The organism is Nocardioides marmorisolisilvae (genome assembly GCF_003725775.1).
Classification (GTDB): domain Bacteria; phylum Actinomycetota; class Actinomycetes; order Propionibacteriales; family Nocardioidaceae; genus Marmoricola; species Marmoricola marmorisolisilvae.
On sequence record NZ_RJSG01000002.1, the window covers coordinates 2,228,315 to 2,252,657 of the forward strand.

Genomic DNA, 24,343 nt, shown 5'->3' on the forward strand with positions numbered 1-24,343 from the left:
GTCGGGCCCTCCCGGCCTCGGCGCACGCTGGAGACATGACCGACCTCCTGCTCACCGCCGGCCCCGTGTTCGCGATCATGCTCAGCCCGCTGCTGTTCCCCGTGCTGGGCCTGGTCTTCGGACTGATCTCCGACCTGTTCCTCGCTGTTCCCGAGCCGAGTGCCGCGGAACGCCTCGCCGAGCGGCGCCGCCGCACGGAGCTCACGACCGCCTGATCGGCGCCGGGGCGGCTACAGGCCGACCGCATCGAAGGACTTCAGCTCGTCGATGGCGGCGGCCACCCGCTTGATGCAGGCCAGGCTGATCTCGTCGGGCTGCATCTTCGGCTGGTAGAAGGCCCGCCCGATGGTGAACGCCCAGGCCGAGTACGGGTAGAACACGCCCTGCCGGTAGCGCAGCCACGCCTCGTCGTAGCCCGGCGCGGGAGCGCCCTCGGCGGCCAGGCAGGTCAGGTAGTGCTCGAGCAGCTCGTGGTCCCAGGCACGGCGCTGCTCCGGCTCGAGCGCGGTGCTGACCAGGTAGGCGTAGTCGAAGGACCAGCCGCCGCGCATCGTTCCCTGCCAGTCGGTGTGGCCCATCCGGCCTTCCGCGGTGATGTAGACCTGGCCGACGTGCCCGTCGCCGTGCAGCAGCGTGTGCGGGACCTGGGTGGTCGCGATGTCGAGCGCCCGGCGGGTGCCCTCCCACATCGCCGCGGCCTCGCCGTACAGGGTGTCGGGGATGACGGCCTTGGCGCGCTCCATCCCGACCGCGGTGCGCGGGCCCATCCGGACGAACGTCGACAGGTTCCGGTAGAAGTCGTTGGGGGTCTTGAGGATCGACAGGTCCGGGTCGCCCCAGCAGGCCGCGTGGTACTTGGCCATGTTGCCGAGCAGGTCCTCGATCTGGGACCGGTCGATCGGCGTGGTCGGGATCGCGAACCGGGCGCCCTTGGAGACGGCGATGTCCTCCATGATCAGCAGGCTGCGCCACGACGTCGGGTCGACGCCGCCGAAGTACCCGCGCGGCGCCTCCATCTCGATCTTGGGGCGGAAGGTCATGAAGAAGTGCGTCTCGCCGTGCAGCACGTCGGCGCCGCCGAGCATCAGCCGCTGCGCGAAGCTCTCCGAGGACTTGGTGAACAGGTCGGTCGGGAGACCGGCGTCGGTCCCGGCCTGGTTGTAGACGACCCGCAGCGCGGCCCGGCTGGTGGTGCCGGCGTGCGCCTCGGGTACGTCGAAGGAGACCACCTCGGCGCCCGGGGTGTCCGCGCACAGCACGGCGGTCAGCCACTCGGCGTTGAGGTCGGTGCCGCTGCGCGGGATGTCCTGCGCGGTGCGCGGGACCGAACGGCCGAGCCGTTCGCCCACCATGGCGCCGCCGACCGTCGCGGCGCGACCTGCCAACCAGAGTGCGGGGTGCATCGCTCTCCCTATCCCGTGATCTCGCGGCCGATGAGGCGGCGGGCGACGATCCACTTCTGCAGCTCGTTGGCGCCCTCGAAGATCTCCAGGATCTTCGCGTCGCGGTAGAGCTCCTCGAGCCTGACCGACTCCCCGGACTCGCTCACCGAGCGGGCGAACCCGAGCGCGCCGTGGATCTGGATCGCCTCGCGGACCAGGTCGACCGCGAGCCGGGTGGCGTAGCTCTTCGCCATCGCCGCCTCGGGTTCGGCGGTCGCGTCGCCGGTGTCGAGCAGGTAGGCCGCCTTCTGGTACAGCGACCGGGCGCACTCGATCTCGGTCGCCCGCTCGGCGAGCACGAACTGCCAGTGCTGCATCGCGCCGAGCGGCTTGCCGAAGACGTGCCGGGTCCGCAGCCGCTCGACGGCCAGGTCCATCGCGGCCTGGGCGACGCCGACGCCGGCCGCGGCGATCCCGATCCGGCCCCGGACCAGGCAGGAGAGCGCGACCGCGAGTCCGCGACCGGGCTCGCCGAGCACGTTCTCGGCGGGGACGTGCGCGTTCTCGAAGACGATGTCGGAGGTCAGCTGGCCGCGGTGCCCCATCTTCAGGTCGGGCGCGCCGACCCGGACGCCGGGCGTGTTCTGCAGGTCGACGAGCACCATGCTGGCGCGGTCACCGTGCTTGCAGAGCACCGCCGCCCACCGCGCGACGCAGGCGTTGGTGATCCAGCGCTTGCGACCGTTGAGCACGTAGCCGTCAGCAGTGTCGGTCAGCTCGGTGCGCAGGGTCTCGTTGCTCAGGTCGCTGCTGGCGTCGGGCTCGGTGGTCGCGAACGCGTAGGCCCCCTGTCCGGAGATGAGGTCCGGCAGCACCGCGGCGCGGACCTGGGCCTGAGCGAAGCTCAGCGCTTGGGGCACCAGGATGCACTGGCCGTCGTACACCCCGGACAGGCTGGAGGAGTGGTACGCGATCTCCTCGGTCACCGTGCAGGTGCCGAGCATCGGGTACTGCAGGCCGGCTCCTTCGGGGCGGGCGAACGGGACCGCGAACAGCCCCTCGTCGGCCAACCCGCGGAACGCCTCCCACGGGAACGACTCGGGCGACTCCTCGGCCGCGCCGATCTCCCGGGCCACCGGGGCGACGTGCTTCTCCACCGCGGCACGGGCCTGCGCCCGCAGCGCAGAGGTCTCCGCGGGCAGCCACACGTCGTGGCACATCCGCTCCTGGGTGCGCTCGGTCACGCTGGACCCGGTCACGTGCAGGGCATCCGCTTGATCGCGTGCATGAAGTGGCCGACCACGAACTCGGGGTCCGAGACCGTCAGGTCCGGGACCCGGGTGAGCAGCTCGCCGAAGATCGCCTTCAGCTGGAGGCGGGCCACGTGGTTGCCGAGGCAGGTGTGCACCCCGCCGCCGCCGAAGCCGACGTGCGGGTTCGGGCTGCGGGTGATGTCGAAGCGCCACGGGTCGGCGAAGACGGTCTCGTCGCGGTTGGCCGAGCTGTAGAACATCACCACCTTGTCGCCGGCTGCGATCCGCTGGCCGTTGAGGTCGAAGTCCTCGATGGCGGTGCGGCGGAACGTCATCACCGCGGTCCCCCAGCGGATGAACTCCTCCACCGCGGGGACGATGTGCCGGTCGAAGTCCGACATCAGCAGCGCGCGCTGCTCGGGGTAGTCGGTGAGGGCCCTCATCGCGTGGCTGGTGGTGTTCCGGGTGGTGTCGTTGCCGGCGACCGCGAGCAGCACGAAGTAGGAGCGGATGTCGTCGTCCGAGAGCCGCTGGCCGTCGATGTCGGCCTGGACCAGCGCGGTCATCAGGTCGTCCTCGGCCCGGGAGCGGCGCGCGTCGATCAGGTTCTGCGCGACGTCGTGCAGCGTCGCGATGCCGCCGAGCAGCGCCATCAGCGGGTCGCCGCCCTCGCCCTTGAACTCGGGGTCGTGCAGGCCGACCATCTCGTCGACGGCCTGGACCATCCGCTCGCGCTCGTCGTCGGGGACGCCGAGCATCTCCGAGATCGTCCACAGCGGCAGCCGCTTGGCGACCTGGTCCACGAAGTCGCTCGGCCCGGCCTCGATCAGGTCGGTGACGATCGACCTGGCCTGGTTGCGGATCTGCTCCTCGATCTTGCGGATCTGGCGCGGGTTGAACGCCGAGCCGACCAGCTTGCGGGTCACCGTGTGCTGGGGCTCGTCCATCGCGAGGATCGACTGGGTCTCCTCGAGCAGCTGGGCCGGGACGTTCTCGAACATCACGCCACCGTTGTCCGGCGACGAGGAGAACACCTGGTTGTTCCGGCTCACCGTGACGACGTCCTCGTGCCGGACCACCGCCCAGTAACCCGGGTCGTCCTCGTCCTCGAGCAGCGAGCCCTCGGCCGGCCGCTGCCACGAGATCGGTCGCTCGCGGCGTAGCTCGGCGAACGCGGCATCGCGCTCCTCGGCGGACTTCGCCCAGAAGCTGTGGCCGGAGAGATCGACCGGGTCGAAACCCGGCCCGTTTCCGATCCGGCTCTGACTGTCGGTGAGCATGTGCTCCTCCTCACGAGACCTTGACGAAACGAAACATAAACTACATTATATTTGAACGTCAAGGATCGGAGCGGAAGATGTCGGCACGGCGATGAGCACCCGGCTGGGCGCCCTCGACGCCGCCTTCCTGCACATCGAGGACCGGTCCAACCGGATGCAGCTGGCCGGGATCCTCGTCTTCGACGGTGCGGCCCCGACGTTCTCCGAGTTCCGCGAGGCGGTCGAGACGCGGCTCCCCTCCCTCCCGCACTTCCGCCAGCGCCTGACCGGCGGTCTGGGCGGGCTGCTCCGGCCCTCGTGGACGCCGGACGCCGAGTTCGACCTCGACTACCACCTGCGCCGGACCGCCGTTCCCTCCCCCGGTGGCCGCACCGAGCTGTTGGCGCTGGTCGACGAGCTCACCTCGGCCCCGCTCGACCTGCAGCGGCCCCTGTGGGAGATGACGCTGGTCGAAGGTCTGGAGGACGGACATTTCGGCATCGCGCTGAAGGTGCACCACTGCATGGTCGACGGACTCTCGATCATGCAGATCTTCGCCACCTTGTTCTCCGCGGATCCCGCGTCGGACTCCCCGCTGGCCCTGGCCGCTCCCCCGCCGCGTCAAGCCGCTCCGACCGCGCCACGGCCGCCGCTGACCGAGCGGCTCGGCCGGGCGGCAGCCTCGGTCCGGGTGGCGCCCCGCACCCGGTTCAACACCGGGCCGTCCGGGCCGACCCGAGCGACCGACTTCACCACCGTGCCGCTCGAGGAGATCCACCGCACCCGGCGCGCCTTCGGGACCACCGTGAACAACCTCGTCCTGGCAACCGTGACCGGCGCGCTGCGCCGCTACCTCGAGCGCCACGACGAGCTGGTTCCCGAGCTGTACGCGTTCGTCCCGGTGAACCGGCGCACCGATGCAGGTCCCGGGTTCCACGGCAACCAGATCGGGATGACCTACCCGGCGCTCCCGGTCGGAGAGGCAGATCCGGTGGCGCGCGTGGCGAAGGTGGTCGCCTCCGTCGCGGAGTGCGTGCGGACCGGTCAGGCCGACGACACCGCAGCCCTGCTCTCGGTCAGCGGCCTGGCGCCCGAACCGGTGGCGGCCGCCCTGAACCGGCTGATCCAGTTCGACGGCGGCCTGTTCAACCTCACCGTCACCAACGTGCCCGGGCCGCCGGTGCCGGTGTACTTCCTCGGCCGCCGACTGCTGCGGATCATCGGCTCGACGCCGTTGACCAAGCGGCACGCCCTGACCATCGCCGTCCTCAGCTACGCCGGAGAGCTCACGTTCTCGGTGACCACCGACCCACGTCGTCTGCCCGACGGCTCGGACCTGGTCGCGGACCTGGCCGACGAGCTCGTCCTCCTGACCGCCACTGCCGCAGCACTCGAACCCACCACAAGGAGCACCCGATGAGCAGCAGCACCCAGTCCTTGGCCGGCAAGGTCGTCGCCATCACCGGCGCCGGTCGCGGCATCGGGCTCGCCACCGCCCGGGAAGCGCTGCGCCGCGGCGCGACCGTCGTGGTCGGCGACGTGGACGGCGAGTCCGTCGAGATGGCCGCCGCCGAGCTCGGCCAGGGAGCGCACCCGGTCCAGGTCGACGTCTCCGACGCCGACTCGATGGCCGCGTTCGTGAAGGCGGCCGAGGCTGTCGGCCCGCTCTCGGTGCTGGTCAACAACGCCGGCATCATGCCGATCGGCGAGTTCCTCGCCCTCTCCCCCGCCGCCTACCGGCGCGCGGTCGAGATCAACGTGCTCGGCGCCATCTTCGGCACCCACGCCGCCCTGCCCGCGATGCTCGAGCGCGGTGCCGGCCAGATCATCAACGTGGCCTCCACCGCCGGCAAGGCACCAGTGCCCGGTGGCGCCACCTACTGCGCGACGAAGGCCGCCGTGGTCGCCTTCACCGAGACCACCCGCGTCGAGTACGCCGGCACCGGCGTCGACTTCACCTGCGTGCTGCCGCACTTCACCAACACCGAGCTCATCGCCGGGACCAGCGGCACCCGCGGCATCCCCGTGGTCGAGCCGGACGACGTGGCGAAGGGCATCTGCTACGCGATCGAGAAACCACGTCCGGACGTCTACGTGCCCAAGGTGATCGGCACCGTCCTGGCCACCCAGCCGCTGATGGGGCGCACCGTGCGGGACGCGATCAACCGCCGTCTCGGCGCCTACCGGGCCTTCCTCGACTTCGACCACGGCGCCCGCGCCCGCTACGACGACAGGATCGCGCAGTCATGAGCATCTCCGAACAAGTAGCCCTGGTCCGCAAGACGTTCGACGCGGGCACCACCCGTCCGGTCGCCTGGCGGCTGAAGCAGCTCGAGGCGCTCGAGCGGATGCTCACCGAGGGTGAGCCGCAGATTGCCGAGGCGCTCGCCGTCGACCTCGGCCGACCGCCGAACGACACCTTCCTGGGCGACATCGCTCCCCCGCTGGCGGAGGTGAGGTTCGCCCGCAAGCACCTGCGGCGCTGGATGCGCTCGCGCCGGGTCGGCCTGCCGCTCTCGCAGCGCCCCGGGAAGGCCTGGTACTCCTACGAGCCGCTCGGTGTGGTGCTCGTCATCGGCCCGTGGAACTATCCCGTCTACCTGACGATCGGCCCGCTCGTCGCAGCGATCGCGGCCGGCAACTGCGCGGTGATCAAGCCCTCCGAGCACGCCCCGAGCACCGCCCGGGTGATCCGCGAGCTGGTCGAGCAGTACCTGGACCCGGACGCCTTCCTGGTCCTCGAGGGCGGCCCCGAGGTCACCCAGGACATCCTCGCCCAGGCGATGGACCTGGCCTTCTTCACCGGTGGCCCGGAGATCGGCAAGGCCGTGATGGCGGCCGCCGCCCCGCACCTGACCCCGGTGATCCTCGAGCTCGGTGGCAAGTGCCCGGCGGTGATCGCCCCGGACGCGAACCTCGGCGTCGCGGCCCGGCGGATCGCCTGGACCAAGCTGATGAACTCGGGCCAGACCTGCATCGCGCCGGACTACCTGATGGTCGACGAGACGGTGTGGTCGGACTTCCGTTCCGAGCTGCTCACCGCGTTCAAGGAGCTCAGCCCGAACGGTGACGGCGGGCGCGCGCTGCCGATCGTCAGCCCCCGGCACGCGGCGCGGCTCGAGGGCCTGCTCACCGGGCACGGCGGCACGGTCATCACCGGTGGCGACGTGGACCCAGGATTCGACACAGGGAAGGGCACCGCCGATCTGACCGTCGTGCTGGACCCGGCCCTCGACTCACCCCTGATGACCGAGGAGATCTTCGGCCCGCTGCTCCCGGTGGTCCCGGTGCGCAGCGTCGACCAGGCGATGGAGCACATCGGCGCCGGACCCAAGCCGCTGGCGGCGTACCTGTTCAGCGGGTCGCGGTCCACCCAGCGCGCGTTCCGCGAGAACGTCGCCGCTGGGGCGATCGTCGAGAACCACATCGCGATGCACGTGCTCGTCCCGGAGCTGCCGTTCGGCGGAGTCGGCAACTCCGGGATGGGCGCCTACCACGGCAAGTGGGGCTTCGAGGCGTTCAGCCACCGCAAGGCCAACCTGCACCGGCCGACGTGGCTCGACCCCCGGTTCGCCTACCCGCCGTACAGCAAGCGCACCGAGCGCCTGCTGCGCAAGATCTTCTGACCCGACCTTCTCGACCGAGGGAGCACCCATGACCGCCACGTTCGCCGACACCGACGAAGCCGCCAAGTACATCGGCTCGGTCTTCCAGGCCGGCTTCGACGACCCGCAGATCCGCACCAAGCTCGAGGCCTCCGGCCTGGTGCTGCGGATGGAGATCTCCGACCCCGACCTGGTGATGACCGTCGACATGCACACCGGCTCCATCGTCGTCGGCGACACCGAGCTCGAGCCCAACATGACCCTGACGCTGTCCTCGGACACCGCTAACCGGTTCTGGCAGGGCAAGGTCGGCGTCCCGCTCGCGGTCGCGCGCGGGCAGATCAAGATCGACGGGGCGCTGCCCAAGCTGCTGGCCCTGCTGCCGAGCGCGAAGACGCTGAACGCCCGCTACATCGCACGGCTCGAGGCCGACGGCCGCAGCGACCTGCTGGCCTGACCGGGATCGGGAGTCTCAGCCGTGGGTGACGGCGTACTTGCCCATCACGACGGCCTCGTACTCGTCGAAGAGGGCGTCGAACTCCTTCTTCTTCACCGGGCTGCGCCACTGCTGGATGCCGACCAGCAGCGTCATCCCCATCATCCCGAGCTGGTGCGCCTCCGCCTGCGTGCGGCAGGCGGGCCGGATGATGTCGGTCAGCGCCGCGAGCCGACGCTCGTCGACCCGCTTCTGCGCCACCGCGACGATCGGGTGGGTGTGCGCCCACGACCGGATCGCGGCCTCGGCCTCGTGCGGCACCGTGCCGGCCAGCACCCGCATCGTGTGGATCCGCTCGGCCGGGTCGTCAGGAGCGTTGGAGAGCTCCTCGATGCGCAGCGTCTGGGCGTCCTCCCAGAACTCCAGCAGCTCGACCACGAAGCCGTCGAAGCTGCCGAAGTAGCCGTAGAACGAGCCCGAGGTGACCTTGAGGCGCTTGCAGAGCACCGTGATCTTCAGGCTGCCCGCGCCGTCGGTCGCCAGGATCTCCATCGCCGCGTCGAAGTACTCCTCGCGCGTGACGAGCAGCCGCACCATCGGTCCTCGATCCGTCGGGGTCTACATCTCAAGTGTAACGCACCTTATGTTTCAGGAGCCCGGGCACGCAGAAGGCCCGGACCAGCGGTCCGGGCCTCCTGCTGCTGTGTCGCCTAGCGGTTGACCGTCAGCGTGACCGCCTTGGTCGAGGTGCCGGTGAAGTCGTCACCGCTGTAGGTGAGGGTCCCGTGCACCGTCCCGGCGGTGGTGAAGGTCGGCAGCAGGATGGTCGTCTGCCCACCCGAGAGCACGCCCGTGTAGGTGTGCCCGTTGATCACCAGGGCCACCGTGCCGGTCGGCGTGACCCCCGTGGCCTTGACGGTCACCAGCAGCTTCGGGCCGCTCTTGTTCACCTTGATCGGCCCGCTCTGCAGCTGGTACGAGGTCGTCGAGGCGACCTTGGTGACCGTCACGGTCGCCGTACCGGTGGCCGGGTCGTAGACGGTGTTGCCGCCGTAGACCAGGGAGAGCGCGCGACCGCCCGGCGGGAGGCTCTTGGCCGCCAGCGTCACCCGGACGTGACCGCCGAAGAGGGTTCCGCTGCCGAGCAGCTGGGTGCCGTACTTCACCTGCACCTGGCCGGTCGGGGTCGGGCTCCCGGCCACGCCGGTCACCGTGATCGCCAGGCTCACCGTCTTGCCGTAGACCACCGACACGTTGGCCGCGGTCACCGTCGGCGTCTTCTTGCCGGAGGTGACCGTGATCGTGATCGTCTTCGACGAGGTGGCGAAGTTCGCCGCGCCGCCGTACGAGACCGTGACCGTGTTCGCGCCGACCGCCAGACCCGCGGTGCTCACCGCGACCGTGACCTGGCCGTTGGTGAGCGTGCCGGTGCCGATCTGGTTGTTTCCGGCGTCCAGCACCCGCACGGTGCCACCGGGCACTCCCGCGGTCGAGCTGACCGTGACCGGAACGCTCGCCGTGCTCCCCTTCGCCGCCGTCGCGTTGCCGGCCACCACCGTCGTCGCGGCCTTGGCCACCGTGAAGGTGAACGTGGTCGACGAGGCCTGCAGCTGGGTGTTGCCACCGTAGGTCGCGGTGATCGTGTGCGCCCCCGGTGCGAGCGTCACCGCGGGCACCGAGAGCGTCGCCGAGCCGTCGGAGCCGACGTCGCCCTGGCCGAACGTGGTCGAGCCCTCGGAGAAGGTGACCTTGCCGGTCGGAGCCACGGCCGCGCTCACCGTCGCGGTGACCGAGCCGGGCGCCCCGTAGGTCCCCGTCTGGTTGCCCGCCGTCGTGGTCGAGGACGCCTTGGCGAGGGTCAGCGTGATGGTCTTCGCCGAGGTGGCGAAGTTGTCCGCTCCCCCGTAGACCACGCTCAGGCTGTTGGCACCACCCACCAGCGAGCTGGTGTTGACCTGGACCGTGGTCGCACCGTTGACCAGGACGCCCGTCCCGACCGCGGCCATGCCGTTCATCACCGTGACGGTGCCGTTCGGCTTGGCCGTCGCGGCCGAGGTCACCGAGACCGGGACCGAGGCCGTGGTGCCGACCGTGCCGGAACCGTTCGACCCGACCACCGTGGTGGCCGCCTTGGCGACCGTCAGGGTGAACGTGGTCGAGGAGGACTGCAGCTGGCTGCTGCCTCCGTACGTCGCCGTGATCGTGTGCGTCCCGCCGCCCAGCGTCACCTCGTTGAGGTTCAGCGTGGCCGAGCCGCCGAGCGCGACGGTGGCGTCCCCGAGCTCGTTGCTGCCCTCGGAGAAGGTCACCGTGCCCTCGACCGGGAAGTCCGCGGTCACGGTGGCGGTGAGCGAACCCGCTGCCCCGTACGTCGCGCTCTGGTCGTCGGCGCTGACCGAGGAGGTCAGCTTGCCCAGGGTCAGCGTGATGTCCTTCGTGGAACCGGCGAAGTTGCCGGCGCCGGCGTACTTCACCGTCAGCGTGTGGTCACCGGCGGCCATGCCCATGGTGTTCACCGAGATGGTGACCGAACCACCGGACAGGGTGCCCGTGCCGACGCCGGTCGAGCCCTCGAGCACGGTGACCGTGCCGCCCGGCTTCGCCGTGGCCGCCGAGGTCACCGTCACCGGGACCGAGGCGGGGGTACCGACCGAACCGCTGGCGTCGTCGGCCACGACCGTGGTCGCAGCCTTGCCGACGGTCAGGGTGAAGGAGGTCGTCGAACCGGACAGGACGTCGCTGCCGCCGTAGGTCGCGGTGATCCCGTGGGAGCCGGCTGCGAGCGTCACCTCGTCCAGGCTCAGCGTGGCGGTTCCGTCGGAGGCGACGTTCGCCTGACCCAGGGTGTTCCCACCGCTGGAGAAGGTGACCGTGCCGGTCACGTCCGCCTCGGCGCTCACCGTCGCGGTCAGCGACCCGGCGGAACCGTAGGTGGCCGTCTGGTCCTCGGCCGACACCGTCGACGTCCCCTTCGAGAGCGTCAGCGTGACGGTGGTGCCCGACGAGGCGAAGTTGGTCGCACCGTCGTAGGAGACCGTGAGGGTGTTGTCGCCCTCGCTCAGCCCGCTGGTGTCCACCGAGACCTTGGTGGTTCCGTTGATCAGGACGCCCGACCCGATGGCCGTCAGACCGTCGAACACCGTGACCGTGCCGCCCGGCTTGGCCGTGGCCGGCGAGGTCACGGTGACCGGGAGCTGCGCCGGGACGCCGAGGTCGGAGCTGAGGTCGTCAGCGTCGACCGACGTCGTCGCCTTCGCGACCGTCAGCGTGAAGGTGGTCGAGGAGTCGTTGAGCGCGTCGCTGTCGCCGTAGTCCGCGGTGATCGTGTGCGCACCGGCATCCAGGGTCACCTCGTCGAGGTGCAGCGTGGCGGTCCCGTCGGAGGCGACATCCGCCGTGCCCAGCGTGGTCGACCCCTCGGAGAAGGTGACCGTGCCACCCGGCTCGGTCGCCCCGGAGACGGTCGCGGTCAACGATCCGGCCGACCCGTAGGTCGCGTCCTGGTCGTCGGCCGCGAGCGTCGAGTCCGCCTTGACGCCCGGGATCTTGATCGTGGCCAGCAGCGCGCCGGTCTGGTTGCCGTAGACCTTCAGGGTCTGGGCGCCCGCGACACCGGCCGGCAGCTGGACGCTGACCGAGGCGTTGCCGCGGTCGTCGTACGGCTGGGTGCTGTTGCCGACGGTGACCGGGATCGAGGCGGCGAGCACGGTGCTGCCGTCCTTGATCGTGATGGTCGTGTCCTGGGTGTCGTGCGGACCGGTCATCAGCAGCGAGCTGAGGGCGAAGGCCACCGTGTCACCACCGCTGTAGGACGACGGGGCGTTGCCCGGGAAGGTGACCCGGACGCCGCGCTGGGCGTAGTCGACCGGCAGCGGGGTGGACTGGTACTGCTTCATGTAGTCCACCTGCGCCGCCAGATCGGTCTGCTCGGTGTCGACCGGGTTGGCGCCGTTCGCGAGCTCCCAGAAGTTGTCACCGCCGCTGGCCAGGAACGAGTTGACCGTGACGCTGTAGTGCTTGGCCAGGTCGATCGGCTTCCCGTTGAGGAACATCTGGTCCACCACCCCGAGGGTCGCTCCGGGGTGAACCGGGTCGGTGACCTCGTGGTACGTGTACGAGAAGCCCTGGCTGACGCCCAGCTTCAGGAACGGGCGCGCCGGGATGTTGGCGTTCGCGTTGACGATGTTGTCGCGCGACCACTGCTCCTCGAGCACCTTCTTGATCTGCGCACCGGTCAGCGACATGTTGGTCAGCTCGTTCGCGAACGGCTGCACGTCGGCCGCGGTCCGGTAGGTGAGGTCACCCGAGCCGTCGGCGTTCTGGCCCCGCAGGTCGGCCCGCAGGCCTCCCGGGTTCATGAAGGCCAGGTCGCTGTCGGTCGCCCAGCGCTGGATCTCCGCGATCTGGTTGCCCAGCGTGGACTCGCCACCGCGGTTCTCGGTGCCGTCCGACAGGCGCGCACGGTCGAACGGACCGCCGAGCTTGCCGAGGGTCTGCGCCCCGGCCACCGCCGAGGCGGCGACCGCGTCGGCCACGATGCTCGCGACCGCCGGGTCCTGCGGCGCGCTGAACAGCGTGCTGACCGGACCCTTCACGCCCACGAGGTTCGAGGTCACGTCGACCGGGTCACCGTCGGCGTCGAAGGAGTAGACGAGCTGGTCCAGCGCCACCGCGTAGGAGCCCGCCTGCAGGACCGGACGCTCGGTGATCGCGCGACCCGCCCAGCCGTCGACCGGGAAGGAGCAGGCGTACTCGAGGTGGGTGTGACCCGAGAGGACGGCGTCGACGTTGTCGTTGAGGCCGTTGAGCTCGTCGGCGAAGGACGACCCGCTGCCCAGCATCGCGCTGCAGTCGGTCGAGGCCGCACCTTCGTGGGTGAGCAGCACGACGATCGTGGCGCCGTCCGACTTGAGCTGGTCGGCGTAGTGGTTGATCGCCGAGATCGTGTCCGCCTCGTCGTCGACGTGGACGCCGGCCAGGTTCGCCGGGCTCTCGAGCGAGTTCAGGTCGGGCGTCACGGTGCCGACGAAGCCGATCTTCACGGTCTGGCCGGAGTCCAGGGTGACCGGGATCGTCTTGGTCGCCGGGGCGACGGTGTCACCGACCTGGATCGGGCCGGAGCCGTCCGGGTCGACCGAGTAGGTGACGTTCGCCGCCAGGTACGGGAGCCCGTCGGGGTCCTTGACGCTGGCGTCGGCGCCGAACGGGTTCGTCGTGGCGTCGTACTTCTTCATCAGCCGGTTGACGAGGTCCTTCCAACCGACGTGGTCCGCCCCGAGGGAGGCCTGACCGTCGAACTCGTGGTTGCCCACGGTCGAGACGTCGAGACCCATCGTCGACAGGGCGTCCAGGGACGGCTTGTCGTGCGCGGTGAACGACTCGAACGTCGAAGCGCCCACGTTGTCACCGCCGGAGGCGAAGATCGTCTTGTCGTCGCCGTACTGGTCGCGCAGCTCGTTGACCGCACCCGCGAGCGCGGCCGCGCCGCCGTCGGCCGAGTCCGCGATCAGACGCCCGTGGAAGTCGTTGACCCCCACGATCTGGACGTCGGTGACCTTGTTCGCAGCGGCCACGGTAGGCAGGTCGATACCGATCACCATCGGGTTGTGGTCCGAGCTGCGGAACGGCGTCGCGCCGGCGAGGTCGGTCGCGTACGAGACGTCCGTCGGGATGCCGTGGCCCTGCGAGGTGCCGTAGTAGAAGTTCGTCGCGTTGGCGTTGTAGCGCCCGTAGTCGTAGGCGTCGGTCTCGTTGGCGTTGATCTCCCACACGTCCGCGCCGGTGAAGTCGGCCTTGAAGCCGGCCGACATGAACTCGTGGTCGATCGAGCCGACCGTGCCGTAGCCGACCTGGTCGGTGCCGGTGGTGCCGCTCGTGTTCGGGGTCGCCACCTTCACCGCGCCGGCAGCGTCGGTCCCGACGTTGACGTTCGAGGTGAAGTTGTAGGTGATGTCGTTCGGGTCGCTCGACTCCAGCAGCGAGAAGTTCAGCGGGTCCCGGCCGTTGCCCGGGTCGGCCTGGGAGGCCGCCAGGATCGCCTTGATCGGATCTTCCTGGGTGTAGGCGTTGAAGTCACCGAGGATCAGGACCTTGTCGGTGTTCCACTTCTTGGCGAACTGGTTGGCGAAGCGGACCAGCTCCTGGCCCTCCTTGGTGCGCGCCTCGTTGTAGGCGCCCACCAGCGGATCGGACTTGTTGTCCCCGCTGATGGTGATGTTCGGGTCGTCCGAGGTGCTGGTGCCGCCCTTGGACTTGAAGTGGTTCACGATCACCGCGAAGCCCGCCGAGTTCGGGTCGCCGACTCGCTTGAAGAACTGGGCCAGCGGCTCGCGCGCCACGTCGAACGGCGAGGCGCCGTGGTACGTCGGCTGCGCGTTGTTGCCCGGGTTGTCGGGGCTCAGCGGGTTGGACGGGAAGTCCAGGTCGGCGTTGCCGACGGGGACGACGGTGTTCTTCTTGTAGATGAAGGCCGAGCGGATGACGTCCTGCATCGAGGAGTAGGAGCAGCTCGCGTTGGCGCGCGACGCCGCGTTGCCGTCGATCGGGCTGATGCCGTCACCGCGCAGGATCGAGCACATGTGCACCATCGAGGTGGCGTCGGTGGCCTCCTCCGGCGACTTCACGTAGCCCCACACGTCCGCACCGGCCGCGTCGTTGAGCTTGTCGACGAGGTACTTCAGCGCGTCGTCGCGGTTCGCGATCGGCGTGCCCTGTCCCTGGTCCTTGAGGTTGGACAGGTCCGGGGACAGGGGTGAGTTGGTGATGCCCTGCTTGAGCTTGTTCGGGTTCTCGATCTCCTCCAGGGAGACGATGTCCGCGCCCGAGCCGTGGTTCACGGCGTTGGCGTCGATGCCGCCCAGGCCGTTGATCGCGGTCACGATCTTGGCGACCTGACGGCTGAAGTCCTCGGCGCGGGCAGCACCGCGCGGAGCGTTGGCCAGACCGGCCTTGTACGCCGTCACCGCACCCGAGACCGGGTCCCAGGCCGATGCCTGGCCGAACGGCGAGACGCACTGGAAGAGCAGGGTGCGGTTACCGAGGCGGTCGTAGTCGTACTGGCAGCCCTTGGTCGTCGAGGACGTCACGCCGGCGGCCGAGTTGCCGATCGCCGGGTTGTCGGCGGCAAACTGCTCACCGGTCTCCGGGAAGAAGTTCTCGACGTTGAAGGTGGCCACCCGGATGTTCGAGGTGCCCTCCTTGTTGATGTTCGCCGGGCTCGGGGCGGCGTTGGCCGTGCGGGTGTTCTCGAAGGAGACCGCGCCGGTGCCGAGGTCCGGCGTGCCCTGGTCGGTGGCCGAGCCGGGGGTGCCCAGGACCGGGCGGTTCGGCTGCAGGTACCACTTGCCGGCGCGCGAGGCGGCGGTCGAGGACAGGTCGGGCCAGAAGCCGAGGATCAGGCCCTGGCCGGCGGCCGCGGTGACGTGGGCGCCGACGCGGACCGAGTGGTCGTGGTCCATGAAGGGCAGCGGGATCGCGCTGTTGCCGCTCTTGCTCGGGTTGTAGTGCGAGCTGGCAGAGGTGAAGAACACGTTCGTGCCGGTGCCGAGGAAGTAGCCCCGGTTCACGATGTCGTTCTCGGCGTTCTGGATGCAGGTGGTGCTGGCGGGCGAGCCGTCGGCGCCACAGATCTCGGTCGGCTGCACCAGCGGCTTGTCCCCGCTGGCCAGTCCGAGCTCACCGTTGGTCTCGTACTGGTAGGTGTCGGTGACGACCGTGTCGGTCGGCGCGAACGCCTCCCACTCCTTCGCCTCGCGGTCGGCGTACGTCGCCGGCAGGGAGGTCTGCAGCGTGACCGTGCCCAGGCTCGCACCGAGCTTGTGGGTGTTCGCGACGGTCGCGGTGATCTCGGTGGCGCTCTCGGCGGAGACCGCGCTGGCGGCCTTGTACTCGCTGACCGTGCCGCTCACCTTGACCGAGTCGCCCACGGCGATGGTGGAACCGCCCGCGTCCTTCCCGGTGAAGCTGGTACCGGTGTAGAAGACGAAGATCGCCTCGGAGGCGGGCGAGGTCGCCACGTTCGCGTCCGGGGTCTGGATCACGAAGCCGGAAAGACCGGAGTTCGCGGCGCCGAGCGCGGCGGTGTTGCCGGTGCCCGCGTAGCCCTTGTTCCAGACGGCCGTGACGACACCCTGGGTGCTCACGGTCTGACCGGCGGTGGTGCCGGAGGCCGGCGCGTACGACGAGCGCGGGCCGGTCCCCTGGATGGTGGCGATCGACATGACGCTGTTGGTCACGGTGATGCTGAAGGTGACGTCGATGGTCGTTGAGTCGTCCTTGTTGGTGACGGTGACGGTCACCGGGGTCGCGGACTGCGTCGCCGTCGGCGTGCCGGTGATGTCCCCGGTGCTCGCGTCCAGCGAGAGGCCGTTGGGCAGCGTGCTGCCCGCCTTCAGCGCGAAGCCGTAGCCCGAGCTGTTCGCCGGAGACGCGGTCAGCTGGATGTCCGCCGGGCTGCCGACGGCCAGGGTCTGGTCCCCGGGGTTGGGCGCCAGGAACGTGCCCACGGTGAGCTTGAACTGGACGGACGCCTTGGCGTTCAGGGTGTCGGTGGCGGTCGCCTTGATCGTCGAGACGCCGGCGCTGGTCGGCGTACCGGAGATGACACCGGTGTGCGGGTCGACGCTGATGCCGCTGGGCTGACCGGTGATCGAGTAGGTGATGTCGCCGACGCCACCGGTGGCCTGCAGGTCCGCGATCGTGGCGGGCTGGTTCACCAGGGCGGTCTGGTCGGTGACGCCGGCCAGCGAGATCGCGGGCTGGGTGTCGCCGTTGGAGTTGATCGCGACCGGCGCGATCGAGGCGAAGTCGGTGTGGTTGTTGTTGGTGTCGGTGCCCACCGGGGTGCGCTGGGCAGCGATGTTCACGCCGGTGATGAAGCCGGAGAGCGCGCCCTCGTAGGCGAACGGCGTGAAGCTGGTGGACACGCCGTAGCCGAGCGCGTCGATGACGTGGTCGGCTCCGGTGAGGTCGCCGGTCGGCATCGTGAACGGGTCCTGGGTGTCGATCAGCGCGATGGTGCCGTCGGCGAAGTTCCAGTTGATCGTCGAGTTGTCGTCCGGGGCCGGCAGGTCGACGCCCGCGGCGCCGCCGTTGGAGGACGTGCCCGCGACCAGGTAGTAGCCGTGCGCCGGGATGGTGCCGGTCAGCGAGGTCTGCTGGGTGGCGGCCGGAGTGCCGGTGTTGGTGGAGTTGTTCGCCGGCAGGTAGGCGATCGAGTCACCGGACAGGTCGACGTTGTTGTCGGTCGGGTTGTACAGCTCGATGAAGCTGTTCTTGTACGAGGCGTTGCCGAAGCCGCCGTCACCCCAGACCTGGGCGACCACGACGTGGTTGGCCGCGTCGCCCTCGGCCGCGGTGATGGTGAAGCTCTGCGTCTTGGAGACCGGGCTCGCAGCGCTGTCGGTGACCTTCGCGGTCACGTGGTAGGTGCCCGCGGTTCCGGGGATCGCGCTGATGACACCGCTCGCGTTGACGTTCAGGCTGATGCCGTCATCACCGGAGACGCTGTAGGTGTACGGCGCCGTGCCTCCGGTCGCGGTCATCGGGATCGCGGCCAGCGGGGTGTTGCGGAACCCGCTCTTGTTGGAGATCGCGGCGAGCGCCAGCGGGACGGGACCGGTCGACAGCGGGCCGTCCACCAGGCTCTTCGGCGTCGGCGTGGCTGCCTTCAGGTCGGTCGCTGTCGTGTTGGTGTCGAGGTAGCCGTGGGTCGCGTCGTCCTTGCGCTGCAGCGAGGTGGTGGCGCCGCCACCGACCGTGCCGACCGAGCCCTCGTACGACAGGGTTCCCGACGCGTTGCCGCTGATGGCGTCGATGATGTGCGCGTTGCCGGAGACGTCACCCGTCGTGGTCTGGGCGGTCGAGATGTCCTGCAGGTACACCCGGCCACCGGCGCCGGCGATGTCCGGGAGCGCGATGGAGGCGTCGGCGTGCGGCACGTTCTGGTTGACCGGGGTCGCGCCGGAGCCGTTGGCCGTGCGCTCGATCATGAAGTGCGTGAAGGACGGGATCGTGGCACCCGGGATGGCGACCGGCGCACCCGGCGTCGTGCTGGTCGCGGCGATGTAGGAGATGTAGAGGCTGTTGTTGCCGAACGTGATCGGGTTCGCGGTCGGGTTGAACAGCTCCACGAAGTCGTGGTGGTAGCTCGCGTTGGCCGAGCCGTCGCCACCGTAGACCTCGCTGATCATGAGGTTCGCGTAGGGTGCCGAACTCGCCTGGGCCGGCGGGCCCGCGAGGACCTGGAGGCCGGTCAGGGCGATGGCAGCAGAGGCAAGGGTCGCGAAGATGCGCCGAGCAGACATGAGGATCCGTTCTTCACCACGTCGGGAGGATGCTCCGGGGGGAACCGGGCGAGGCTATCCGTGGCTGAACGACCGAGAATCAGACCGCAGGTGAACGCTGTCTGAAGTTCGGGGCCCGAGCCGCGAGTGAATGGACCTTAACCCCAGGAATGTCCTGGCGTCGCTAGAAATGGCCAGGAAATCTGAGGCGGCCCTAGCGAAGCGGTCGCACCCCTCGGCGCTGTACCCGCGCTGGGCTGGGTCGGCCCGAGAGCGTTCCCCGTCGACGATCCGGCTACGGGATCCAGTCGTGGGTGACGGTCAGGTCGACGAACTCCGGCGGAGCGGCGAGTGCGCCCGCCAGGAAGGCCTGGATGGCTTGCTGACCCGCGGCCCGCCGCGGGTCCTGCTCGCGAAGACGTGCCTTCTCCTCGCTCTCGAACACGGCCAGGACGTAGACCGACTCCGGGTCCTTCTGGTCGTGCATGAACGTCTCCCGCACGAGGCCCGAATCGGGCTGCTCGGCCGACTTCAGCACGTCTGCCATGGCCGACAGGTCGGTCCCCGGCTTCACCCGCACCTTGATGAGCTGTGCCCACATTGCCGTCTCCTTCGGTCGGTCAGTTCACGGTAGCGAGTCCCGGGAGCCGAACAGCCGGAAGCGAAGAACCCGCTGGCCACGGGCCAGCGGGTTCTTTCCTTGTAGCGGGGGCAGGATTTGAACCTGCGATGGGGGTGGGGCCTACTGCGCAACGGCCTTCTTCGCCGGGAGCGAGACTGCACCCGCCTCTGGCACGAAATCAGAGGGCGGCCTAGTCACGGCGGCGGCGCTTCTTGGGAGGCCGCTTGGCGGACGGCGGCGGACGGTTCTGAAACGCCTCCGGTGGCCGAAGGCGATCCAGCAATGGCTTGAGTTCATCTGGTAGTTCGCCAGCATTCCCGTCATAGCTGACGTGCACCAATTCGCGACTCTTCTGATCGAACACGAACAGAGCCCCGCGAGGCAGGCCCAACTGGTGCTTCTTCAACCGGAGATACCGCTCCTGATCCGCGATCGTTGCCGCTAGATCAACGGCGCCCGTCGGGTGCGTTGACCAGACAAGTAGCCAGCCGTCTGCGGCGTTGGTCATCTGGGTGATCGGAACCGCTACCTGCCGGCTGCGTCCGGGGTGAGGGTTGTCCAGGAGAATGTTCGCCTGGGTTGCGATCTGCTCCTGGAACGCCGTGGACCCGCTGAGAAGAGTCGCCCCCAGGCTCAGCGCACCGAAGACGCCGCGCTTCATGACCTCGTCAATGAGTGGCCCCGCTGGCGAGTCAATCATCGTCGGCTTCGGCACAATCGGCCCGCCTGGTCGGTTCTTGGAGTAGTGCCACGCGTCGAGCTGGTCAGTCCTACTGGTGACGAAGGCGACCCGTTGCTCACGGAACCGACGGCGAGCAGCAGGGGTGGGATGACCGGTGAACGGGAAGGTCCTTTGCACTTCCTCCGGGTCAGGCTCGGCCCAGAGCATGCCGTCGAAGAACAGCAGAAACAGGTCGAGTTCGTCAGGAGCCATGAAGATGCGAGTCGTCAGCGGATCGCGCCGGCGCCGGAGGTACAGGAGGAACTCGGCAGGCTTGTCGACGAGTTCACTGATGAGTTCGAGATCGTGCAGGGAGACAGTCCAAGGGATATTGGCGGGGTCGACGAGTCCGGCGCGCACCAGTTCGGCGGTTGCAGTGGTGACGCTCATGAGGTCGTCCAGGCTGACTGCCACCGTGTGGATCTCACGGATTTCGGAAAGATCGACCCATCCGTCGTCGGTGCGCACTCCCCCGTCGCGTTCAATGAGGGCGCCCAACCGCCTCGCTTGATCGGCAGCCTTGGTGATGATGCTGGTCAAGTCGGTCCGCAGGCGTTGCGTCTTCCCAGCCTTCGCAACTGCGCTGACCGCGCCTGCCTTGTCCTCTACGACTAGGGCCACGTCATCGACTACGACCAGGTGATCGCCCTCCACCCGCTTGGTGTACTTGGCCGGATCACCTTCCTGCTCCTCGGCCTGGTTAGCAGGAACGAAGTAGTGGAACGCATCCCTGAACACGGCGCTGGCCGGAAGCACTCGCTCGAGAGCTGCGTGTACCCGCGCTTCGACGAGATCCCCTCGATGCTGCTGATACGCCTCCCAGAGGTCGGTGGTCTTCAGATACTCCTCAAGGTTCTCCTTGACCGCGTCAGCCGAGAGCGTGTGGTGCGGGAGCAGGACACGGTCGCCGTCAGCGGCGATGAAGGGGCGTGGCCGTAGAGGATTGTCTCCGGCCGTGAACGCTTCGACGACATCCGCAGGAGTCTGTCCTGAGATATCGACCGTGAACCGTTCGACAACGGCACGTACGCGCAGCTCCTCGAGTCCGGTCTCAGCTACAACCTCCGCAACCGGAACAGTTGACGCTTCCTGGTTCGGCTCGAAGAAGTCTCCAACGGCCTCAAGCCAACTGGCGCGCAGCTGTGCCTTGAGTTCTTCGCTGTGCTCGGCAGCTTCGTCACTACTTTCAGTGGCGCTCACTGCGGCTTCTCGGAGACTGTTCACGGCCTCAGCAAAGGTTGCACCGCGGTCGTTGACCTGGTCCTGCTGGATCTTGTGCACGGCGGCTAGAACCCGGATAGCGTCGTGTGCGTCGAAACCGAGGCCGGAAACTAGTTCTTCGCGCACAGACGCGACACCGTCGAGAAGGTCGGTCACGGTGCGCTCCGCCATGTCGGCGTACGAGGTGTTGCGAATTAGCACTTGCGACCCTCTCGCCAACAAGGAGATGAACGCGAGCTTGTCCGAGCGGTCGGCGGTCATCGCGGCGCGAAGGTGGGACAGATTGAACAGGAGGTCCAAGTCCTCCTTGGCGCGCGAGATCAGCTCGCTCATCTCCTGCACCTCCGGGGCTGGGCCGGTAGGCGGACCGCCCGCTTGCGCCTCAGCGGAGAGCGCGATCAGGGCTAGCAACTCGACGTGGGCGGCCGACGCGTCCGGGTCCACGTGGTACTCGTCCTCACGCATCCACGGGAGCACAGCCATCCGCGCTGCTTCGATCAGCGAAACCGCGCTAAACCTGCGCGTGCGCTCTACGAACTCCTGCAACTTCTCGTCGAACTGATCCTGTATGGAAGCCGCACGGTCGTCAGACCCCCCAAGCGAGTTCAGGATCGCCTCAAGGTCCTGCATCTGCCCCAAGAAGTGTTCGGCATGCACGTCAAGGAGAGGGGCGTTCAACTTCGCCTTCTTCTGCCTCTTGTTGCGTGCAGCCCTGCGCTTGTTCGTCACGGATCAAGATGACCACAGACACCGGACAGTCTCCGAGTGAGTTTGCGTTGCAGTCGAGACGGCGAGCCTTGCGCTGGCTGCGGCGCAGGTGCACGAGGCCGGTAAGGCGCTCCCGAACTGCCGACTCGACTCGCATCGCGAACTCGGCCGCAAACTCGCCCCCATCCATCGGCGGCAAGCCGCGAAACCGGAGCGACCGGAGCGACCGGAGCGAACACCAGCGCCAGCACGGCCTTCTAGCCTTCGCTCTTCGCGAGATTGCGAGCATCAATCGCGTTTCATTTGACCGCTACGTTCCCGGCCCTGAACATCGACAACGTGCCCAAGGAAATGGCCGAAACAAGCAACAGGGCCTGATCTGCGTTTCCGCAGGTCAGGCCCTGTTCTTTGTAGCGGGGGCAGGATTTGAACCTGCGACCTCTGGATGAAGTCAGCCACCTACCCGCCGTTGCTCGTCAGTGCCCGGTCCAGCGCATCCATGCTGGTAGCGCTTGCGATGGGGCGCTCTGACGATGCTCACTGTATCCCGTCAATGCCCACCGTCGCGCAGGAGTATCTGGCCCGTTGATGGCCCCTGATCGAATCTCACCAAGGGCCAGGCCAGGTTCCGACGCTGCGCGTCGCGAGATACCCACACCGCCGCTTCACGGAGGTCCGGATCAGCCGATGGGCGAGCGCAGGTGTTTGCTCGACAAGTCGCAGGGAACGGTAGGTCGAACCCCAGTTGCGAGGTCCGATCACTCCGATGGCGCGGACCACCCGACCCTGCGAGCAAGGGCAACCGCACTGAGCTGGGAGGCAACGTCAAGCTTGGTCAGGATGCCTCGGACCTGACTTCGGACCGTGGCTTCCGAGACGTGGGCCCGGCCAGCGATCCCTGCGACGTTCTCCCCGCGGATCAGGCACCGCAGAACCTCCGCCTCGCGCAACGTCAGCATTGCGAACGGCGCTAGCTCGCGTTCTCGGCTTGTTCGCTGACGTCTCGCGGCATCGTCGATACGACGCTTCTCGGCGCGCGGGACCGAATAGACGCCTTGGGCACACGCCGTCGCTACTGCGATCAAATGCTCCAAGGGAGCGCTCTTGTCGACGACTCCGACGGCTCCGTCAGCGAGTGCAGCGCCGATCGCCTCCGGATCCATCCAGGCAGTGACTACCAGTACCCGGCAACCGCCGTCGACGAGCGGTGCGACCAAGGCCAGCCCCTCGGCGATTCCCTGGCCAAGGTCGAGGTCTAGCAGGACGAGGTCGGGCGTGAGAGCAAGGATCGACGTGAGCTTGGACGCCGCTCTGGGCAGGTCGAACACCGCCGTCTCAACCCCCAGGGCGCTCAATGCCAACGCGACACTTTCGGCGAGCAGTTGGTGATCGTCGACGATGACAACTCGCGCTCGACTCATGTCGTTACGTGGCCCGCCGGTCACCGCGATCGAGAATCCGGGTTTCGCGCGAGCACCGGCCCGGGCGACGTGGCGCCGGGCCTTGGCAACCACATCACGACCCTCGCGCCCCGTACCGCTGGCTCGAACTCCACACTTCCTCCTTGGTCAAGGAGGAGTTGCCGGACGATGCTCAATCCAAGGCCGGAGCCGGAACCACCGTCGCCCTGAACGCGTCGCTCGAACGCCACGTCGACCATGGCAGGACTCAACCCGGGACCCATGTCGGAGACGGCGACCTTCATCCTGTTCCGGCGTCGGGCCACGCTGACGGTGACGGGAGTCCCCGGAGCATGCTCTCTCGCGTTGACCAAGATGTTCTGGAAAGCGCGTGCGAAGTCGGACTCCCGGCCCAGGGCCAACTGCGCTTCCGCACAACCAATGACCGTGACGGTGCCCCCGAGAGCTTGCTGGCCCGCGACGATCCCGGTAATGCTCACGCCCAAGTCGAAGACCTCAGGCGGCGGAGAGTTCTCGACCAAGAGAGCCTCGAGCAACCCGGTCTCCTGGACGACCCCGGATCGCAACCGCTCGACGGTTTCGGCCTCGAGCTCGTGGCCGTGCCGTCGCAGGGTGAACATCGCTGCACGAATCGCCACGATCGCATTCCGTGCGTCGTGGGTGACGTCTGCCCGCCTGCGGTTCGAGGTATCCACGGTCTCCCGCGCATCGGCGAGCTCGTCGACGACCTCCCTGACACGCGAGCGGGTGGCAGCGAGCGCAGTGTCCAGGTCCCCGGATGCGCGGTCGACGAACGACGCAGCAACTGAGCACATCACTGCAATGCCTGCCAACGTCGGAAGGTCACGATCGGCGCGACCGATGCCGACCAGGACTTGGGAGACTGCCATCCCCACGAGTCCCCGGGTCAGATCGAAGGAGTGCACGTGGGTTCCCGTTCGTCGAACGGCGTAAGCAGTCGCCAACCAGCCCCCCGCCAGCCCAATCATGCCGGCCTGCGTCGGTGCGGCGAGATCGTGAAGCTCCGGGCGGAGGCGCTGCAGCGCCAGGAGCGCGACAAGGGCTACGACCAGACCACCACCGAGACGGACCAACAAACGTCGGGGGCGGTTGTGGTCGCTCAGCGCACGACCCCAATGGGCGTGGACAACGAGAGTCATGCACAGCACGGACACGAAGGCCCACAGCAAAAGAGGGTCAGCCATATCCCATGACTCGGATCACCTGACACCACACGCACAGTCACCGTCAACGGAATGCCGACTCCGCCGAAGAATGTGATGGCACTGCCGAGGGTCGCGCTCCGCGCGTCCCTCTGGAGCCGCCAACAAACGAGCCACATCACGCCCGCGCCCATGAACAATGCCGCAGACCCCAGCAGGAAGACGTTGATCGAGTCCGCCACCGCGTGAGCCCTCGTCGGCGCGCTGAT

General features: G+C 68.5%; 14 protein-coding genes. 5 read left to right on the forward strand and 9 right to left on the reverse strand.

Going from position 1 to position 24,343, the window contains the following annotated elements:
• The first annotated feature begins 35 nt into the window (after positions 1–35).
• Entirely contained in the window at positions 36–215 is a 180-nt protein-coding gene (locus EFL95_RS14845; RefSeq protein WP_123234677.1) for a hypothetical protein, read from the forward strand.
• Positions 216–230: 15 nt separating this feature from the next.
• Here EFL95_RS14845 and EFL95_RS14850 read toward each other — a convergent pair whose 3' ends face one another.
• From EFL95_RS14850 to EFL95_RS14860, 3 genes are read right to left on the reverse strand one after another with little or no spacing between them, the layout of a single operon-like run.
• Positions 231–1,403 carry a phosphotransferase gene (locus EFL95_RS14850; protein ID WP_123234678.1) on the reverse strand — a complete coding sequence of 391 codons (1,173 nt, stop codon included), beginning with the start codon at positions 1,401–1,403 and terminating at the stop codon, positions 231–233.
• A gap of 8 nt (positions 1,404–1,411) precedes the next feature.
• Positions 1,412–2,626: an acyl-CoA dehydrogenase family protein gene (locus tag EFL95_RS14855; RefSeq protein WP_221176399.1), complete on the reverse strand. Its 1,215-nt coding sequence runs from the start codon at positions 2,624–2,626 to the stop codon at positions 1,412–1,414.
• Positions 2,627–2,637: 11 nt separating this feature from the next.
• Complete coding sequence (locus EFL95_RS14860) at positions 2,638–3,915, reverse strand: cytochrome P450 (RefSeq protein ID WP_123234679.1); 1,278 nt, start codon at positions 3,913–3,915, stop codon at positions 2,638–2,640.
• A gap of 91 nt (positions 3,916–4,006) precedes the next feature.
• Between EFL95_RS14860 and EFL95_RS14865 the strand changes: the two genes are divergently transcribed.
• Genes EFL95_RS14865 through EFL95_RS14880 form a run of 4 tightly spaced genes read left to right on the forward strand, consistent with a single transcriptional unit; the run spans position 4,007 to position 7,956 of the window.
• Positions 4,007–5,314, forward strand: coding sequence for a wax ester/triacylglycerol synthase domain-containing protein (locus tag EFL95_RS14865; protein WP_123234680.1), 1,308 nt, complete (start codon positions 4,007–4,009; stop codon positions 5,312–5,314).
• A complete protein-coding gene (locus EFL95_RS14870; protein WP_123234681.1) occupies positions 5,311–6,144 on the forward strand; it encodes an SDR family oxidoreductase in 834 nt (277 codons plus the stop codon). Before EFL95_RS14865 ends, EFL95_RS14870 begins: the two co-directional genes overlap by 4 nt.
• Entirely contained in the window at positions 6,141–7,520 is a 1,380-nt protein-coding gene (locus EFL95_RS14875; protein ID WP_123234682.1) for an aldehyde dehydrogenase family protein, read from the forward strand. Before EFL95_RS14870 ends, EFL95_RS14875 begins: the two co-directional genes overlap by 4 nt.
• A gap of 28 nt (positions 7,521–7,548) precedes the next feature.
• On the forward strand, positions 7,549–7,956 hold the full coding sequence (locus tag EFL95_RS14880; RefSeq protein WP_123234683.1) for an SCP2 sterol-binding domain-containing protein: 408 nt from the start codon (positions 7,549–7,551) through the stop codon (positions 7,954–7,956).
• A gap of 15 nt (positions 7,957–7,971) precedes the next feature.
• On the opposite strand, the gene EFL95_RS14885 is transcribed toward EFL95_RS14880, so the two are convergent.
• From EFL95_RS14885 to EFL95_RS14910, 6 genes are all read right to left on the reverse strand, one after another.
• Positions 7,972–8,529 (reverse strand): TetR/AcrR family transcriptional regulator, encoded by a 558-nt coding sequence (locus tag EFL95_RS14885; RefSeq protein WP_123235003.1) that lies wholly within the window; start codon positions 8,527–8,529, stop codon positions 7,972–7,974.
• A 116-nt stretch (positions 8,530–8,645) separates the two neighbouring features.
• A complete protein-coding gene (locus EFL95_RS14890) occupies positions 8,646–18,239 on the reverse strand; it encodes an Ig-like domain repeat protein (protein WP_123234684.1) in 9,594 nt (3,197 codons plus the stop codon).
• A 274-nt stretch (positions 18,240–18,513) separates the two neighbouring features.
• A complete protein-coding gene (locus tag EFL95_RS14895) occupies positions 18,514–18,819 on the reverse strand; it encodes an antibiotic biosynthesis monooxygenase (RefSeq protein ID WP_123234685.1) in 306 nt (101 codons plus the stop codon).
• A gap of 211 nt (positions 18,820–19,030) precedes the next feature.
• Positions 19,031–21,511, reverse strand: a complete 2,481-nt coding sequence (locus EFL95_RS14900; protein ID WP_221176400.1) for a hypothetical protein — start codon at positions 21,509–21,511, stop codon at positions 19,031–19,033.
• 737 nt (positions 21,512–22,248) lie between these two features.
• Complete coding sequence (locus EFL95_RS14905; protein WP_148045062.1) at positions 22,249–23,004, reverse strand: response regulator transcription factor; 756 nt, start codon at positions 23,002–23,004, stop codon at positions 22,249–22,251.
• A complete protein-coding gene (locus EFL95_RS14910; protein WP_123234687.1) occupies positions 22,932–24,116 on the reverse strand; it encodes a sensor histidine kinase in 1,185 nt (394 codons plus the stop codon). Before EFL95_RS14910 ends, EFL95_RS14905 begins: the two co-directional genes overlap by 73 nt.
• Between the last annotated feature and the right edge of the window lie 227 nt (positions 24,117–24,343).